Raw genomic sequence first — 17,501 nt, forward strand, 5'->3', positions numbered from 1 at the left:
ATGATTACTGCTGAGAGGTAATAGGCCGGGCGGAAAGTGACGGCCTGATATCTTCCGCAATTTATCTGAATATCCCGCAACTATGCTTTTAGCATGATCGTGTGCTTGGCTGCGGCTTGTATCGCCTTTGGCGAATAGACGAGCGGACAATGAATTCCCTCGTGCCAATTCTCAAGAAGGTCCTGATAATGTGATGTTTCTGGAATGCCCGACTGTCCGGGATTATTGACAAACAGGCTGTTATCCCAAGCCCCAACATCGATCACCATGCGGACAGACGGCCCGGCCAGAACAGAAAAATCCTCAAGACGATAATTGGCATAGTTGAGTGTCGAACTGCTTCCGCCGAGACCGATGGGTGGCAGAGACCAGTTTTCTTCGGTAAGCGCTTGCAGCGGGTGCTGCAAATACAGCTTGTGGATTTGTCCCCATGACCAGCAATCAGGATCAGTACCCATCAGGGTTTCGCACTCTGCCCAGCCGTCATTGAGGCTTTGGATGATGCGCTCAACCACCTGCTCATCGGCCCGTGCGCCTTCCAGCCAGGTCACGATGCTCGGTGCATCAAATGGCATGAGCAACGGGATAATCTGCGGCGTCGCGCCCTCCGATCGAGCGGCAAGCGGACCGAGATGCTTGCTGAACCAAACCTCAAAAAACGCAGCGCTCGCAGATCCGGCTGCGAGATCGCCATCCCAGTCTCGAAGCAGCGGCCAGACCCGTGATGCAGTCACCGCTGGCATGGCTGATAAACAGGCGCACACGCGCGCGGCAATCGGTGAAAAAGTTGAGCATTGCAGGCGCGCGCAATCGGCTATCGAAATTGGATCCATTCGGGATAGTTCGATATGAAGCGTATTATGCCTGCTGCTGTCGAGCCACTCATAGCCGATGGCCGGATTCGAACGCGACCAATCGTCGGGCACATTCATCGCATTAGCCGTCGCCACGAAACCGCGAGCGGCGTTCACCTCTAGAGGACCGGCTTGCGGCGGTAAATATCCGTCCCATTCATAACGCCCATCGCCCGGCACAGGGAGAAGCCCGTCCCAATTTTTGCGAACGGGCGTCGCTCCGGAGGGCTTCCACGCGATCGTGTTGCTCGTATCGGCATAGATATGATTGACGGATGGACACCCCCAGCCCGCCAGTGCATCCGCATAGTCCGCATAACTGGTTGCACGCATGACCGAAAGACTGGCCATATAGGGCGCCATACCCGGGTCCATCCAGACGGTGCGCAATGCAAAGGCACGATTGCTTTCAGCATCCTGATAGAGAAGAGGGCCGTGGCGGGTGAATTTCAGCGCAACCGTTTGATCTGGATATCCCTTGACGGAAATCGGTTCTTCTATCGTCTTGACGGCTTCCCAGTCCTCGCCATAGGCATAAAGATCGGGGTCGCTTTCCTTTGTTCGATAGACATAAATATCTTCCTGGTCCGCACCGAAAATGGTCAGCCCGAAAGCGGCGGTGCCGTTGTGGCCCATCGATATGCCGGGCACCATCGGCTCACCAGCACCGATCACGTCCAGCCCCGGCATGGACAGGTGCACGACATAGCGGATCGACGGTAAAACATGTGTGCGATGCGGGTCGAGAGCCAGAATTGGACGACCTGTGCTGGTTTTCTCCGCTGATATCGCCCAGTTGTTCGACCCTTCTTCGAAAGCAGCCCTGACGATTTCACCAGACGGGGTAATCGTGGTCCAGAGGCTGGCCTCCTCAAGCGTGGCTGCAAGCCGGTCCATGGAGAAGGTCGCCGGGCTGACGGCGAGATTGAAATCGCGCAGAACCCGATCCGTCATGATCACCGGATCGAACCCGTCAACCGGTTGCGGGAAGACACCGTGCGACAATTCTTTCCGTAACTGATCGAGCTTCGCGCCAAGTTCGATCCCGGCTGCTGCCATCACTTTCGACCGCAGAAGTTCGGACGATGCATTGCGCGTGAGCGAGTGAGTCCGCACACGCACGACATCCTCTGGCTTCCAGCGATCCGGTCGATTGCCCAGTAGCAGAAATTCAGGAGGAAGCGCTATCACCCCCGCATCGCAGGCATCGACATAGGCATTGATGCCACATACAAAAGCGGTGCAGATTTCTTCCGAATCCGGTCCGTAGGCGTTCCATTCGGAAGCCATATCGCCGCGATAGAGCAGCAGCCGTGCAGCCTTGTCCTGTTCAAGGTAACCGGGGCCGAAGTCGCGCGCCAGAAGGCCGAGGCCGCGCTTGCGCGCCACATCGATCTGCCAGAGGCGGTCTCGTGCGGCGTTCCAACCCTGTGCAAAGAAAAGATCATGAAGGTTGTTGGCTCGAATATGAGCAACACCCCATTGATCGACCGTGATGGTGACGTTCTCTTTCAGGCCCGTGATCTGATGGGCATCAAATTTCATCTCATCCGACTTTGCATTGAACATCGCCGCACCTGCCACACTTTATTCAAGCTCGAGGAAAAGGCCCGCATGAAGGCGTGCGCGTTCGATCAGACTGTCCTCAAAGATATGCTCGTCCAATGTATGCAGCCCTTCGCCCCGCACGCCGATGGAATCGAGCGTTGGGATGCCAAGCGCGCCGGTGAAATTACCATCCGAGCCGCCGCCAGAACTCTGTGCCGTCATGGTAAAGCCGATCTTCTGGGCGATATCATTGGCGAAGTTGAAAAGCTTCATATCCTGCGGCTGCGCATTTTCCCAAACCGGGCGTGTCACACCGCGCGTCACGATAAACTCGACATCGTCTTTCACACCGGCAAGCGCCATGATCCGCGCAACACCGTCTTCGAGATCTTTCTGGGTCTTGGCCATGCTAAGCGCTTCGGCCTTGCAGTTTGAGGAAACGCAATTGACCCATTGCCCCGCCTGAATAACCCCGACGGAGAAGGTGCAGTCATCCGTAGTGAGCGCTTCGATATCGATGATCTTTTCCGCCATGCGGCGGATGGCGGAACGGCCTTCCGCCAAAAGCCAGCCGGCATGGCTGGGGCGTCCGACCGTCTCGAGATTATAGCGGGCAATTGCATAGCGCCCCACCACAGCGCCGCCATCGCGCCGCGCCGGTTCGGGCACCAGCACATATTTGTTCTTGAGCGCCTCCTGTTCGATCAGGTCGCGCGTCGAAGGTGTGCCGACTTCTTCATCGGGTGTCAGCAGGAACGTAACAGGCAGTTTTGTCGTCAGCCCCGAGCGAACGATCTGGCGCATCGCTTCCAGAGCGACGAAATTGCCGCCCTTCATGTCCTGAATGCCGGGACCATAAATCTTGCCGCCTTCGCGGCGATAGGGGTTCACATCGATGACGCCGAGTGGATGCACAGTATCAAGATGGCCTGACACCAGAACGCCCGGTTTGCCCTGATCCGCATGCGGAAAGCGTGCGCGCAATGAGCCACCATAGCCCATGCGTCCAGGAATGAATTCGATGCTCGCACCGGCGGCTGCAAAATCATAAGCCGCAGCATCCACCATGCGGTTTACGGCCGCCGCATCGAAGGTCGGGCTTTCCGTCTCGATCCATGGGCGCAGGCGCGCAATCATATCGTCGAGATCAAACGGCAGTTCATGCGCACTCATGCGGCTAATTCCTTATTCACTGGCAGGCGAGTTTCCACGATCCGGGCATAGATGGACGACCCGATGGGCAACGTTGCGGGATCGAGCGTAAAGGCGGGATTGTGAAGGGCTGCCTTGCCGCCATGCAGCACATTGATGTAAGCGCCAGGTACGCGGGCGAGCATATCGGCAAAATCCTCACTGCCCATGAAAGCCGGGCAATCGTCGGTCACATTTTCTTCGCCCAGCACATCGCGTGCAGCCGCGACATAGGCGTCGGCCAGTTCATGATCGTTGCGCAGCACATCGAACACATTGCGAATATCGACATCAACCGTGATGCCATAACCCGCAGCCACACCGGCGCAGATCTCGCGCAAGCGGCTTTCAGCAAGATCGCAGACGCGCTTTTCGAAATAGCGGATTGTCCCGGTGATCGTCGCGACTTCCGGCACGATGTTATAGGCGCTGCCGGTGTGGAACTGCGTGCAGGAAACGACACAGGCTTCAGTCGCTGGAATGTTGCGGGAAACGATGGTCTGCAACTGACCGACCAGATCGGCACCGATCACCAGTACATCGCGCGCATTATGCGGCTGGGCGGCATGGCTGCCTTTGCCAGTCAGCTTGATGTCGAAGAAGCTGGCACCGGCCATGGCTGCGCCCTTGCGGATGACGGCTTTGCCAAGCGTGCCCAGAGGCTGGTTGTGCATGCCGTAAATTTCATCGCACGGGAAGCGCTCGAACAGGCCTTCCGCGATCATCCCGCGCGCACCGCCGAGCCCCTCTTCGGCGGGCTGGAAAACGAAAACGGCGCTGCCTTCGAAATTGCGGGTTGCGGCCAGATATTGCGCGGCGCCGAGCAACATCGTCGTGTGTCCGTCATGGCCGCAGGCATGCATGCGACCGGGGTTTTGCGAGCTATAGGGAACGCCGGAAATTTCGTCGATGGGCAGCGCATCCATATCCGCGCGCAGGCCGACCCGACGATTGCCAGCATTGCGCCCGTTCAGGATGCCGACGACGCCTGTCTTGGCAATGCCGGTATGAACTTCATCGAAGCCCCATTTTTCCAGAAGATCGGCGACAACACCCGCAGCGTGTTTCTCCTCAAAGCCGATCTCGGGATGACGATGCAGATCCTCGAAAACCGCGCGCATCTCGCCGGCTTTCTCCTCAATAAACGGTATGATGGGCATGATTTCATTCCTGTTCAAAATCACTCGGAAAATCGGGGCCGCTCCCTGCGGCCCCCAATTAGGCGACGGGCTGACCCGCTGCAAAATCCCAGAAGCGACCGGGAGCCGCTTCGATCAGTGCGCGCGTATAGTCGTGTGACGGGCTTCCCAGAACGTTGGCCGCCTCTCCCTGCTCGACCACCTCGCCACGCTTCATCACCAGCACTTCATCACAAATTTGCGCTGCGACGCGCAGATCGTGCGTGATGAAGATGATGGCGATACCGGTGTTCTTCTGCAGTTCTGCCAGAAGATCGAGAACCTGCGCCTGCACCGACACATCAAGCGCCGACACTGCCTCGTCTGCAACCAGAATATCCGGGCGCAGCGCAACCGCGCGGGCGATAGCGATGCGCTGGCGCTGCCCGCCCGAGAACTGGTGGGGATAACGCTTCAAAGCATCTTCCGGCAACGATACGATCTTCAGGAGCCGCTTGGCTTCCGCCACGGCCTCCTCATAAGGGACACCATAATTCACCGGGCCTTCGGTCAGGCTCTGCTCGATTGTCCAGCGCGGATTGAGCGAGCGGAACGGGTCCTGAAAAACGACCTGAAGTTTTTTACGAAACGGCTTCATATCGCGCTTGCCGAGATGGGCGATATCGCGACCGTCGACAACGATTTCACCTTCGGTCGGCTCGATCAGGCGCATGATAGATCTCGCTACCGTCGTCTTGCCAGAACCGGATTCACCGACGATACCGAGCGTGCGACCCGGCTGCAGATCGAAGGTCACTTCGCGCGATGCATTGACACCGGGCTTTCTGCTGAAGATGCCGCCGCTCTGATAGGTCATGCCAAGATTTCGGACGCGGATAACAGGATCATGTCCCAGCGGTTCGCGCGCCGCACGTGGAACGAGACTTGGCACCGAACCGAGCAGGTCTTTGGTATATTGCTGCTGCGGCTGGGTCAGTACCTGCCGGATGGTGCCACGCTCCACAATCTCGCCGCTGCGCATCACGCAGACACGATCCGCGATTTCGGCAACCACACCCATATCATGCGTGATGAACAGCACGGCGGTTCCATGCTTTTCCTGCAATTCCGCAATCAGCGACAGAATCTGCTTTTGCGTCGTCACATCAAGCGCCGTGGTCGGTTCATCGGCAATCAACAGCATCGGCTCCAGAATGAGCGCCATGGCGATCATGATGCGCTGGCGCTGACCACCGGAAAGCTGATGCGGATAGCTCTGATAGATGCGCTCCACATCCGGCAGGTGCACTTGTTCCATGATGTTGATGACTTTGGCGCGTTTGGCTTCCGCCGACAGTGCTGTGTGAATGTCGAGGACCTCGGTGATCTGTTCGCCAACCCGCATGACAGGATTGAGCGCCGTCATCGGTTCCTGAAAGATCATGGAAATGCGCGTGGCCCGCATTTTCTTCATATCGGCAAGCGACAGTTTGAGAAGGTCGTTGCCATCCAGCCGGATTGCGCCGCCTTTCACCTTGAGGGCATCCTTGGGCAACAGTCCCATCGCCGTCAGGGAGGTCACGGATTTGCCTGATCCGGATTCACCGACGAGGCACACCGTTTCACCTTTGCGGATATCAAAGCTGACATCACGCAGGACGGGCGTGCCACCCGGCAGGGCAACGATGAGGTTCTCCACCTCAAGCACAACAGGCTCTTGCGAGAAATCACGATTGCGCAGTTCCATATCAGCCCTCCCGCTTCTTGAGACGTGGATCGAGACTATCGCGCGCGGCATCGCCCAGAAGATTGATCGACAGCACGCACAATGTCAGCAACAAGCCGGGCCAGAGCACAATCGACGGTTTGATGCGGAAGAACTGGCGGCCTTCCGCCATGATGTTCCCCCAGGTCGGGATTTCGGTGCTGATACCGGCACCGAGGAAAGAAAGGATCGCTTCGGTCAGGATCGCCGATGCGACGATGTAGGTACCCTGCACGATCAAGGGCGCCATCGTATTCGGCAGAAGGTGCCGGAAGAGAATTTTCGGTGTGCTGGACCCGAGGGCCATTGCCGCTTCAACATAGGGCTCCTCTCTGGCGCTCAGAATAACCGAACGGACCAGACGCACCACGCGTGGGATTTCGGGAATGGTGATCGCAGCGATCACCGAACCGATGGACGGCCCATTGAGCGCAACGAGTGCGATGGCAATCAGGATCGAAGGCATCGCCATCAGGGCATCCATCATGCGCATGATGATGGTATCGGCAGTACGGAAGAAACCAGCGATGAGACCGATGAACACACCGGCTGCAATCGATGCCGCCGCTGCGAGAAGCCCGATCAGGAGCGAGATACGCCCGCCAAGGATCATGCGCGAGAAGAGGTCGCGACCAAAATTGTCCGTGCCAAGCAGATATTCATCCGAGGGCGGTTTCAGACGCATCAACGGGTTCATAGCAAGAGGATCGTGCGGTGCGATCCAGGGTGAGATGAGGGTAAGCAGAACGATTGCGGCGAGAAGAGCGCCCGCAACCAGTGGCCCGATACCGACGCGAGCGACGCGCGGCAACGAGAACAGGCGAAGTATCCAGTGCATGCCCGCCGATGTCGATTCAGAGCGCATCAATAACGAATCCTTGGGTCGAACAGGGTGTAGGAAAGGTCGATCAGCAAGTTGACGAACACATAAAGCGCGCTCGTCAAAAGGATCATGGCCTGAATGACGGGATAGTCGCGCGCGAGCACGGCATCCACGGTCAGGCGACCGATGCCCGGAATATTGAAGATGCTCTCGGTGACGACGACACCGGAGATCAGCAAGGCAAAGCCCGTACCCACAATCGTCACGACCGGCACGGCAGCGTTCTTGAGCGCGTGCACGAAAAGAAGGCGGCGGTCGCTCACACCCTTGGCACGCGCGGTACGAATATAGTCCTCACCCAACACATCAAGCATCGCCGCACGGGTCATGCGGGCAATGAGTGCGATATAGATGGAAGCCAATGTCAGCGCCGGGAGGATCGCGCGTTCCATGAAACCACCAAGACCGGATGAAAGCGGCTTGAAACCTTGCACGGGCAGCCATCCGAGATTGACCGAGAAAATCAACAACAGCACATAACCGACCAGAAACACGGGCACCGAAAAGCCGAGAACCGAAAAGCTCATGACCAGATAGTCGATCCAGGAACGATGCCGCCAGGCTGCGACGACGCCCATGGGTATCGCAACCAAAACCGCAATGATGATGGTCAGAACGGCAATCGAAATGGTCGGGCCGATGCGTTGCGAAACCATGTCCAGCACAGGCACGCCGGAAATGAGTGACACGCCGAGATCGCCCTGCAATATCTTGCCCATCCAGGTGAAATATTGCGTCAGGATCGGCTCGTTGAGGCCCATAGCCTCACGAATACGCTCCAGTTGCTCGGTCGTCGCGGCATCGCCTGCGAGGATTGCCGCCGGATCGCCGGGCGTAAGACGTAAAAGGAGGAAGACGAAGATCGATACCAGTAACAAAACCGGCACGAGCGCAAAAATGCGTTTTATCAGATAGACAGCCATATACACGTCCCGTGTGAGGCAGAACCGGAGGGAGGAGCCGGTTCCGCGTTGGACAGGGAGTTATCGCGCCAGAGAGATTTGCAGCGCGATAGCCGGGGCAGGATTATTCCTCTGTCTTTTTCACATTCCAGAAGACCGGCACGGGCGAGCCGAGCATATCGACGATATTGGCGCGGCGGCCCTGTGGCGGGTTGTACTCACCGAGCGGGATATAGAGCACATTTTCAAGCGTATGCGCCTGTATCTTCTCTACCACGGCCTTGCGGTCTTCCGGCGATTGCGCGGCGATATAATCCTTCTTCAGGGCTTCGATCTGGTCGTCCTTCGGCCAGCCGAACCAGCCCTGATCGCCACGACCATTGAGCATCACCGAATTGAGCGGCGTTGCAATTTCGGGAATCTGCCAGTTGGTGAAGAAAATGTTCCAGCCGCCCTTTGAAGGCTCATCCTTGGAGGCGCGGCGACCAACCAGCGTCTGCCAGTCCATCGGCTGCATATCGACCGTGAAACCGGCCGCACGCAATTGCTGCGCGGCGACAACCGGCTGGGGCGACAGGCTGGTCACATCGGTCGGCTGCATCATCACGACCGGCGTGCCGTCATAACCAGCCTTTTTCAGGAGCGCCTTGGCTTCCTCGATATTGCCCTTCGCCGTTAGGCTTTCGGCGCCGATATCAGTGGCATTCGGTGTGCCACAACCGAAAATCGCGCCACAAACCTTGTAATAGCTCGGGTCCGCCATCAGCGCTGCCAGCACCGGTTCCTGCGACATTGCTAGAAAGGCAGCGCGCCGGATATCCGCGTTGTCGAAAGGCGGATGCTTGAAATTCAGACGCCCCATGGTCTGGTAGCCGAGCGGATCGCGCTTTTCCAGAATGACGGAATCGTCCCCTTCGAACAGCGGGACCAGATCGACCGGCACCTGCTCCATATAGTCGACTTCGCCGCTCATCAGCGCGTTGACCGCAGTCTGCGCGTCGGTCATCGTGACCCAGCGCACCTTGTCCACATTCACGATCTTGCCCCCGGCCATCCAGCTCGCAGGCTCTTTGCGCGGGATGTAATCCTCGTTCTTGACGTAGCTGACGCCGACGCCTGGCTGGAATTCCGCAGGCACGAATTTGAACGGGCCCGAACCGATATGTTCGGTAATCGCCGTATCGGCGGGGGTCGCAGCGATGCGGGCGGGCATGATGAAAGGCGGCAGCGCAGACTGTTTGGACAGCGTATCGAGGAATGGCGCGAAAGGTTCCTTCAGCGTCCATACCAGCGTCTTGTCGTCGGTGGTCTTGAGCGACTCCGTGACATCCATGATGAGCTGTCCGCCCGCGTCGCGCTTGGCCCAGCGTTCCAGCGATGCCACGGCGTCGGCTGCGGTGACAGGCGCGCCATCGTGGAACTTGAGACCGTCACGCAGCGTAAAAGTGTAGACTTTCTGGTCGTCTGAAATCGTCCAGTCTGCCATTTGTGGCTGCGGTTTGAAATTCTCGTCCACGGCGATCAGCACATCATAGATCATATAGGCATGATCGCGTGTGATATGCGCCGTCGTGATAACTGGATCAAGGATACGCAGATCCGAATGCATGACGGCTGTCAGGGTTGTTTCAGCCCATGCGTTGCTTGATAAACTGCCAGCACCGAGTGCGATCAGAGAAGCGGCTATTCCGTATTTCAACCGGCGAAGAATGGGACCGGAGGTGGGGGATTTGAAAAACAGCATTTATGTGGTTCCTCTGAAGGTTTTTTCTTTATTTATGGATTGAATTCTTTCCCTAGCGGCTCGAGCCGGATGCCCGAGCGAAGATGTTTCCATGATAGTTGGGCCGGGCTCAGCGGCATGGCTCCGGGAGCCGTGCAGACCAAAAGTTTCTCGGCAATCGGCGCGAAATCTGCGCGAAAATGGACAGAGCTTTTATTGACAAGAATGGCTTCCTGTTCCGGCTCTATACCCACCATGCGATACAGGGCGCGGTCGGCCATCTGCGCCAGATTGGTCGTCACGACCACGCGCGTGCCGCCAAGCCGCAGACATGCTGATGGTCCCATGTTGAGCCACGTGCCGCCATAATAGGGCCCGGTTGCATGGGCTTTCCCGTCAGACAGTTTCTCGACCTGAAACCGGGCTGTGAACGGCTCGTCGCCGGCTATCCCGGATTTGCCGCCCAGCGAAATTTCAATTTCTGCTCCCTCGCCAGCGCGATGGGCGAGTGCCGCCGCCTCCGGATCGTGCATGCAGCCGATGGATGCCCTATTGGCACCGCAGGCCACAAGTGCCCGGAGCATTCCTGTCGTGTCGGAACTGCCTCCGGCACCGGGATTGTCCTGCGTATCGGCAATTACTATGGGTCGCTTTGCATCGCGGGAGAGTTCAATCGCCTTTTCGACCCCTTCCTCGGGTTGATAGGCAATGCCTGCAAACGACCCTTCCGCCGCGGCCAGCGCATTGGCGATGGCGTCCGCGCAACGCTCAACCGCGGCGTGGTCCCAGCCATAGGCGAAGACAGAAGGGCCGCATTCAGCAAAATCAGCGGCGGGAAACCCCATGAAAAGCGAGGCTGTCAGCACATTTTCCGGCAGGTCAACCGTCATGCCATAAAGGGCCTTGGCGGGTTGCTCGTCCGTGCATTGCCAGGCAATCGGAATGAGATAGTCGCCCTGACGCATGGTCTTGTGCCAGCCATGCGGCCAGACATCCGATTTATCCATCAGGGCTTGCAACGCCTTGGCCGAACGATAACCGGTTTCAGCCATATCGACATGCGGATAAGTGCGGAAACCGACCATCACATCGGAAAGTTCGAACATGTGCTTTGTAATGTTGCCGTGCAGGTCGAGCGCGACTGCAATCGGCTCTTCCGGGCGGACGACGCGAATCCGCTCAAGCAATTCACCTTCACCGTCATCGACATGCGCAGCAACCATTGCACCGTGCAGGTCGATGAAAATCCCGTCGAGCGGACCACAATCCTTCAGCCCGGCAACGATTTCCGAGACGATGGTTTCATAAGCATCTTCTGTGACCGGTGCAGACGGTATGGCCCCTGCCCACAGGATCGGCACAATTTCCCATCCCGCTTCATGGGCAAATTTCAGTGCACCGGCAATGCCCAGATTGACATCTTGCGCGTGATCGACAATCGCGTCACCGCGCGACAGCGGAATATAACCGCCACCTTGAACGAACGCCGCCATATCGGCTGGAGCCGCAGCAAACGTGTTTGTTTCATGCAAAAAGCCAGCGACAGCCACGCGTTTTGACACGAGCATACTCCCATTTCATCGATTTGCCCCCTCGGGCAGGAACGTGTATCTGTCAGCGATACATCTATATCTATTTTTATCTTAGGGACCAATTTTGGTACTTGTCAATCCTTGAACGGCGACTAAAGATTTTTCCCATGAACACATTTCGAGACCTGGGCGGCATCTCCACTTTTGACCCCGATGAGGGGGAAGCCTATAATGAAGATCCATTGTTCCTGCGCTCTGTTGCGCGGACCGTGGCTGTCATGATGGCGTTTCAGAAGGCACGGCATCCGCTGTCGCTGAGCCAGATAGCGACTGCAGCTGGGATCGATCGAAGCGCAGCCCAGCGCATCGTCCATTCACTGCAAAAACTTGATGTGATCGCCCGCGATCCCGCAGATCGCGGTTACCTGCCGGGCTTGCGCATCCTCGATATGACTCATGATCTGTTGCGGCTCAATCCGATGCTACAACGCGCCAACCCGATCATGTTGGAGCTCCGTCGCCGCGTGCGTGAACGCGTCGATCTTTCGCTTTTCGACGATGTCCGGGTTGTCTACGCCGTGCGCATGCCATCAAAGCACGAAATCTTCAGCGCGACGCTCGTCGGCCATGCCGTGCCGACCTATTGCACGGCGGGTGGCGTTGCCATTCTTTCACGACTGCCCGACGAAAAAATCGCGGATATCGTCAGCCGTTCCGACCTGACGCCTTTCACGCCCCATACGGTGCGGACTCTGGAAGAGGTGATGGGGCAGGTGAATGCCACGCGGGAACGCGGGCATTCTGTCTTGTGTCGCCAGCTTCTGCATAACGAAGTTGCTATTGGCGCGGCCATTCTTGATGCGGGCGGAAATCCGGTCGGCGCAATTCATGTGGCTGGCAGCCTGCAGGAATGGTCGGCGGAAGGCTTCAGCGACAGTTTCGGACCACTCGTCGAAAATGCCGCACGCACCGTTTCAGAACGCCGGTGACCGTTTGGGTAAGCTAATGCCAATGGATCGGAAAGAGAGCTTTACGTTCTTAAAATAGAGCCTTCCTAAAAGAATGCCGGGCCAAAGGCCCGGCATTCTTTGCGCTTGGGAGGCAATATGATCAGTCTTCCTTGATCATGCTGTCCTTGCTCGTATCCCGCATACGGAGATAGACGATCAAGGAAATGCCGATCATGACGGTGACGTACCAGTAAAAGCCACGTTCCCAGCCGCCATTCTTGAAGCTCAGCGCGACATACTCCGCCGTGCCGCCAAACAGTGTATTGGCGAGAGCATAGGGCAGCGCCACGCCAAGCGCACGGATATGAGCCGGAAAAAGTTCTGCTTTTACTACTGCGTTGATTGAGGTGTAACCGGTCACAATGATCAGTGCCGCCATAACGAGAATCCCGGCAGTCCATGCATCGCGGGTCTGTTCCAGCGTGGTGAAAATCGGGTAGGTGAACAGCACGCCAGCCGCACCGAAGGCGATCATCAGGGGCTTGCGACCGATCTTGTCCGAAAGCGCACCGGCTATCGGCTGCAGGCACATGAAGACAAACAGTGTCACGGCATTAATCTGGCTTGCCACTTCACGGCTGAAGCCCGACGTGTTGACCAGAAATTTCTGCATATAGATCGAGTAGGCATAGAAGGCGAGCGTACCACCAGCGGTCAGAAGCATGACCAGCGCAGTTTCCTTCGGATGGTACTTGATCAGGGTCCAGAAGCCCGATTTTGGCGCATCCTTCGCTTTCGCGTTCTTGAAGCTTTCGGTTTCCGCAAGGCCGCGACGCAGCCAGAAGACGACAACGGCAAGCAGAGCGCCAATGAAGAACGGAATACGCCACCCCCAGGCTTCCAGCGCCGAGGTTTCCATGGTCGATTGCAGAACGATCAGGAGAAGAATGGCCAAGAGCTGGCCGGAGATCAGCGTCACATATTGGAACGATGAGAAAAAGCCGCGACGGTCTTTCCCCGCCATCTCAGAAAGATAGGTGGCGCTCGCACCATATTCGCCGCCGACCGACAGCCCCTGCATCAGTCGTGCGAGGACCAGAAGGGCTGGCGCGACAATTCCAATGGTCTCATATCCAGGGGTGAGCGCGATGATCAGCGAACCAGCACACATCAGTGTCACGGAGAGTGCCAGACCAGCCTTACGGCCCTTGCGGTCAGCATATATGCCCATGATCCACGCACCAATCGGACGCATCACGAAGCCGACGGCAAAGACGGCTGCGGCGCTTAAAAGCTGCGCGGTCTGGCTGTCGGAGGGGAAGAAATGCGGTGCGAAATAGAGCGTGAAAGCAGCATAGACATACCAGTCGAACCATTCGACCAAATTGCCGGTAGAACCACCGATGATCGATTTAAGCCGACTGTTGGTGCTCGGCGCATCACTCCGTTCGGATGTTATTGAGGCCATTATTGTTCCTTCACATGTCTCGATATCTGAGGATCAACCCGTTGCAGAAGCGCAGCTTCGTTGCGCTGCCAGTCGGGTTCTGTTGTGTTGAGGGTTTTAAAAGGCTGTGGTGCCGGACGGCTTGAAAACCGAAGCCGGATTGTCTGAAATTGTGAAAGGAGGGTTCAGCTATGAACCGCGCTCCGCCACAAAAGCGCCATTGGCGTTGAGGAAATTGAAGTCCCCGTCCGGCTAACTTTAGGCGGGCATTGATATCGCTGCATAGGTGAACCCCTCCTGACGAAACTCCCATTTTCGTGGTGGCGATAAGATGCGGTACGCGGATTTCAATCGCCATAGAGCGGCGTTAAAAAGTTTAATTCTTTGAAATTATTTGAAAAAGACGGTCCGCGGCTGCGTAAGTCCGCATAATTTGTGCAAAAATCTGCGTGACTTTACGTTGGATATTGCATAATTCTGCACAAATGAAGATGTCCCGAAACGCGGTGAAACTCCTGCTTCTTGCTTTTGCTATTATATTGGCGGCGGGTTTCTGGACGGCTGCAAAACTATGGACGGAGCAGGGCGCGACCGAACGGTTGCGTCAGAACGCAACACTTGTTGCGCGTCAGCAAACACGTCTGATCGACAGTGAGCTGGCCAAGTTTCGTCTCCTTCCTGTCGCGTTGAAGGAATATAGCGATCTGCGGGATGTGCTGGCAGGCGGGGCGCAGGACGCCGTCGCGCGCTTGAATGCCAATCTCGGTTTTCTGGCCCGTGAGATCGGCTCGCCTATCATCTATGTCATCGCCCGTGACGGTGTCGTTATTGCCTCATCGAATGCAGGCACGCCGGAAAGCTTTGTTGGGCGCAACTATAGCTATCGCCCCTATTTTCAGGGCGCCATGGCTGCCGGTGACGCCGAATATTACGCCATCGGCGATCTGAGCGGACGTTTTGGTCTTTTCCTTTCCAGGCGCATCGGTGATCAGACCAATCCGGTCGGCGTGGTGGTGGTGAAATTTGAGTTTCACCGGTTGGTCACTACATGGACGAACGATCCGGGTCAGACCTTTGTGATTGATCCACGCGGAATCATTCTGGCGTCGACCGATATGCCGGAAGCGCTGCGGTCTTTCCAGCCGATTACCACCGCCGAACGGACGAAAATTCTCCAAAGCGGGCAGTTCCATGCCGCCGATCTCCAGCCGAGCCGTTATGCTTTTGAGTCTGGAGGGGTGATGCGCGGACCTTCCGGCGATCCGTTCGTCGTCGTTGAAGAACCCATTGCCGGGACCGCGCTGAAACTGGTCCATATCGAGCCGACCGCACCGTCCATGCAGGCGGCCCATGATCTGGCGCGACTAATCACCGTTGCGGCGATGCTGGTGGTGTTTTTGCTTGCCGCTGCCGTCTACTGGCGCATGACGCGCGCTGCGCGTGCAACTGCTGATCGCGCTGCGCTGGAAAAGGCTGTCGCCGAACGCACGGCGGAACTAAGTGCCGAGATGATCGAGCGCGAGCGCGCCGACAAGCGCTTTCGTGATGCCCGTGAGGAGTTGGCGCAAGCAAACAGGCTGGCCTCGCTTGGCTCGATAACTGCGGGCCTTGTGCATGAAATCAATCAGCCGGTCGCGACCATCCGTACGCTGACCGAGAATGCGCAGCACTATCTGTCCAAGGGCAAGCTCGACAAGGTTGCCGCAAATCTGACGACCTCCGTCGATCTAACGGCGCGCATCGGCTCCATTACGCAGGAGATGCGCCGCTTTGCCCGTCGACGCGGCAGCGTTGCGCGTCCGATACCACTGAACGAACTGGTCGATGGCACGATGGTGTTGATGGGCGACCGTTTTCGCAATGCCAATGTACCGCTGGATATGCCGGAGCAATCAGAATTGATGGTGTTCGCCTGCCGTATCCGCTCGGAACAGGTGCTCGTCAATTTGCTGCAAAACGCGCTCGATGCGGTGACGGCGCAGCCCGATCCACATGTCGCAATCATCATCGAGCAAGACGATGAGCAAGTGTCGTTGATCGTTGCAGATAACGGTCCGGGTATTGATCCGGAACTGGATGATGAGATTTTCAGCCCCTTTGTCACCGGCAAACCGGACGGGCTTGGTCTTGGGCTCGGTATCGCGCGCGATCTGATGACGGAACTGGAGGGAACGTTGCGGGTCGTTCCTTCACCACTGGGTGGTGCGGCTTTTGCTGCGACGTGGAAGCGGGTGCATAAGGACGGTGAGCATGACGGAAAGTGAACCCTTGCGCGTGATGCTGGTCGATGACGATGCGCCGTTTCGCACGGCCCTTGCGGATTCCTTCGAGATTGCCGGGATCGATATTGAAACCCACGGCGATGGCCAGTCGGCGCTAGCCAATCTGACCGCCGATTTTCCCGGCGTTGTCGTCACCGATATTCGGATGCCGCGTATCGATGGCCATGCCGTTATGGAAGCGCTGCTGGCGCGTGACCCCGAATTGCCGGTCATTCTGATGACAGGCCATGGCGATATCGGCATGGCCGTCACGGCGCTCAAGAAGGGCGCCTTCGATTTTATTGCCAAACCCTTTGCAGCCGATCACCTGATTTCCAGTGTGCGCCGTGCGCTGGAAATGCGCCGTCTGGTGCTGGAAAACCGGCGTCTGCGCCGTGCTGCGGCGGAAGCCGAGCAGGATTATCCATTGCTGGGCGAAACGCCGGTCATGGTGCGGCTGCGCGACACGATTCGCCAATTGGCGAGCGTCGATGTTGATGTACTGATCGAAGGCGAGACTGGTACGGGCAAGGAACTTGTCGCCCGACTGTTGCATCGCTGGAGTGCGCGCCATGCTCGCGGCTTCGTTGCGATTGATTGCGCTGCGCTCCCCGATGCGGTTGCAGATGACGTCCTGTTTGGCAATCGTATTCAGCGCGGCAGGATTGCCGATGCTGATCGGGGTACGCTCTTTCTTGACGAGATCGACAGCATGTCGGTCAACCTGCAAGGCAAGTTGCTGCGGGTTGTGGAGGAGCGCGAGTTGCCTTCGCTGACCGGAGAGCCTCGTGCTGTCAATCTGCGGGTGATTGCGGCCGCCAAAGGCGATCTGGACGGTGCCGTTGCAGCGGGGCGTTTTCGCTCTGATCTTTTCTATAGGCTAGAAACGGTGCGGTTGCGCATTCCGCCCTTGCGTGAACGCCGCAAGGATATAGGTCTCCTTTTTGCCTATTTTCTCGACGAGGCCGCCAGCCAGTTTGGGCAGCCGCGCCCCGCAATCGATGCAGCCATCGAGTCACGGCTCCATTCCGACGACTGGCCGGGCAATGTGCGCGAGCTGCGCAATTATGCCAAACAGGTGGTGCTTGGCTTGCGGCATGACCCTGAACATGAACCGAGCACATTGCCGTTATCCGAACAGATGGATCGGTTCGAGGAAGGGGTCATCCGCGCCACGCTCAAACGATGCAATGGCGATGTTGGCTTTGCTGCTGAAGTGCTGCAACTGCCGCGCCGCAGTCTCTATGCAAGGCTGCAAAGGCACGACATCGATGCCTCGTCGTTTCGTCGTCGCGATTGACGTATTCGCCTAACCGACGCGCGTTTT

12 protein-coding genes are annotated in these 17,501 nt (G+C 57.5%); 3 read left to right on the top strand and 9 right to left on the bottom strand.

Annotated features, from left to right (window positions below):
* Positions 1 to 80 precede the first annotated feature (80 nt).
* The 8 genes from FIC94_RS18010 to FIC94_RS18045 all read right to left on the bottom strand — a co-directional run bounded on the left by FIC94_RS18010 (position 81) and on the right by FIC94_RS18045 (position 11,552).
* Positions 81 to 2,399 (bottom strand): penicillin acylase family protein, encoded by a 2,319-nt coding sequence (locus FIC94_RS18010; RefSeq protein ID WP_140025890.1) that lies wholly within the window; start codon positions 2,397 to 2,399, stop codon positions 81 to 83.
* A gap of 42 nt (positions 2,400 to 2,441) precedes the next feature.
* Complete coding sequence (locus tag FIC94_RS18015) at positions 2,442 to 3,575, bottom strand: M20/M25/M40 family metallo-hydrolase (RefSeq protein WP_140025891.1); 1,134 nt, start codon at positions 3,573 to 3,575, stop codon at positions 2,442 to 2,444.
* Positions 3,572 to 4,753, bottom strand: a complete 1,182-nt coding sequence (locus tag FIC94_RS18020; RefSeq protein WP_140025892.1) for a M20 aminoacylase family protein — start codon at positions 4,751 to 4,753, stop codon at positions 3,572 to 3,574. The genes FIC94_RS18015 and FIC94_RS18020 overlap by 4 nt, the downstream gene beginning before the upstream one ends.
* A gap of 58 nt (positions 4,754 to 4,811) precedes the next feature.
* Positions 4,812 to 6,458 (bottom strand): ABC transporter ATP-binding protein, encoded by a 1,647-nt coding sequence (locus tag FIC94_RS18025; protein WP_140025893.1) that lies wholly within the window; start codon positions 6,456 to 6,458, stop codon positions 4,812 to 4,814.
* Position 6,459: 1 nt separating this feature from the next.
* On the bottom strand, positions 6,460 to 7,341 hold the full coding sequence (locus FIC94_RS18030) for an ABC transporter permease (protein WP_140025894.1): 882 nt from the start codon (positions 7,339 to 7,341) through the stop codon (positions 6,460 to 6,462).
* Positions 7,341 to 8,282 carry an ABC transporter permease gene (locus FIC94_RS18035; protein WP_140025895.1) on the bottom strand — a complete coding sequence of 314 codons (942 nt, stop codon included), beginning with the start codon at positions 8,280 to 8,282 and terminating at the stop codon, positions 7,341 to 7,343. Before FIC94_RS18035 ends, FIC94_RS18030 begins: the two co-directional genes overlap by 1 nt.
* Positions 8,283 to 8,385: 103 nt before the next feature.
* The gene (locus tag FIC94_RS18040; protein ID WP_140025896.1) at positions 8,386 to 10,005 is read right to left on the bottom strand and encodes an ABC transporter substrate-binding protein; all 1,620 of its coding nucleotides are present in this window, start codon (positions 10,003 to 10,005) and stop codon (positions 8,386 to 8,388) included.
* A 32-nt stretch (positions 10,006 to 10,037) separates the two neighbouring features.
* Positions 10,038 to 11,552, bottom strand: a complete 1,515-nt coding sequence (locus FIC94_RS18045) for a M81 family metallopeptidase (protein ID WP_140025897.1) — start codon at positions 11,550 to 11,552, stop codon at positions 10,038 to 10,040.
* 131 nt (positions 11,553 to 11,683) lie between these two features.
* Here FIC94_RS18045 and FIC94_RS18050 point away from each other — a divergent pair, with 131 nt between their 5' ends.
* Positions 11,684 to 12,505: an IclR family transcriptional regulator gene (locus FIC94_RS18050; protein ID WP_140025898.1), complete on the top strand. Its 822-nt coding sequence runs from the start codon at positions 11,684 to 11,686 to the stop codon at positions 12,503 to 12,505.
* A 121-nt stretch (positions 12,506 to 12,626) separates the two neighbouring features.
* Here the strand turns inward: FIC94_RS18050 and FIC94_RS18055 are convergent, their stop codons facing one another.
* Positions 12,627 to 13,934 carry an MFS transporter gene (locus tag FIC94_RS18055; RefSeq protein WP_109366294.1) on the bottom strand — a complete coding sequence of 436 codons (1,308 nt, stop codon included), beginning with the start codon at positions 13,932 to 13,934 and terminating at the stop codon, positions 12,627 to 12,629.
* A gap of 464 nt (positions 13,935 to 14,398) precedes the next feature.
* Here FIC94_RS18055 and FIC94_RS18060 point away from each other — a divergent pair, with 464 nt between their 5' ends.
* Entirely contained in the window at positions 14,399 to 16,177 is a 1,779-nt protein-coding gene (locus FIC94_RS18060; RefSeq protein WP_140025899.1) for a sensor histidine kinase, read from the top strand.
* Complete coding sequence (locus tag FIC94_RS18065) at positions 16,164 to 17,474, top strand: sigma-54-dependent transcriptional regulator (RefSeq protein ID WP_140025900.1); 1,311 nt, start codon at positions 16,164 to 16,166, stop codon at positions 17,472 to 17,474. Before FIC94_RS18060 ends, FIC94_RS18065 begins: the two co-directional genes overlap by 14 nt.
* Positions 17,475 to 17,501 lie beyond the last annotated feature (27 nt).

This window comes from Ochrobactrum teleogrylli (assembly GCF_006376685.1).
GTDB classification, from domain to species: Bacteria; Pseudomonadota; Alphaproteobacteria; order Rhizobiales; family Rhizobiaceae; genus Brucella; species Brucella teleogrylli.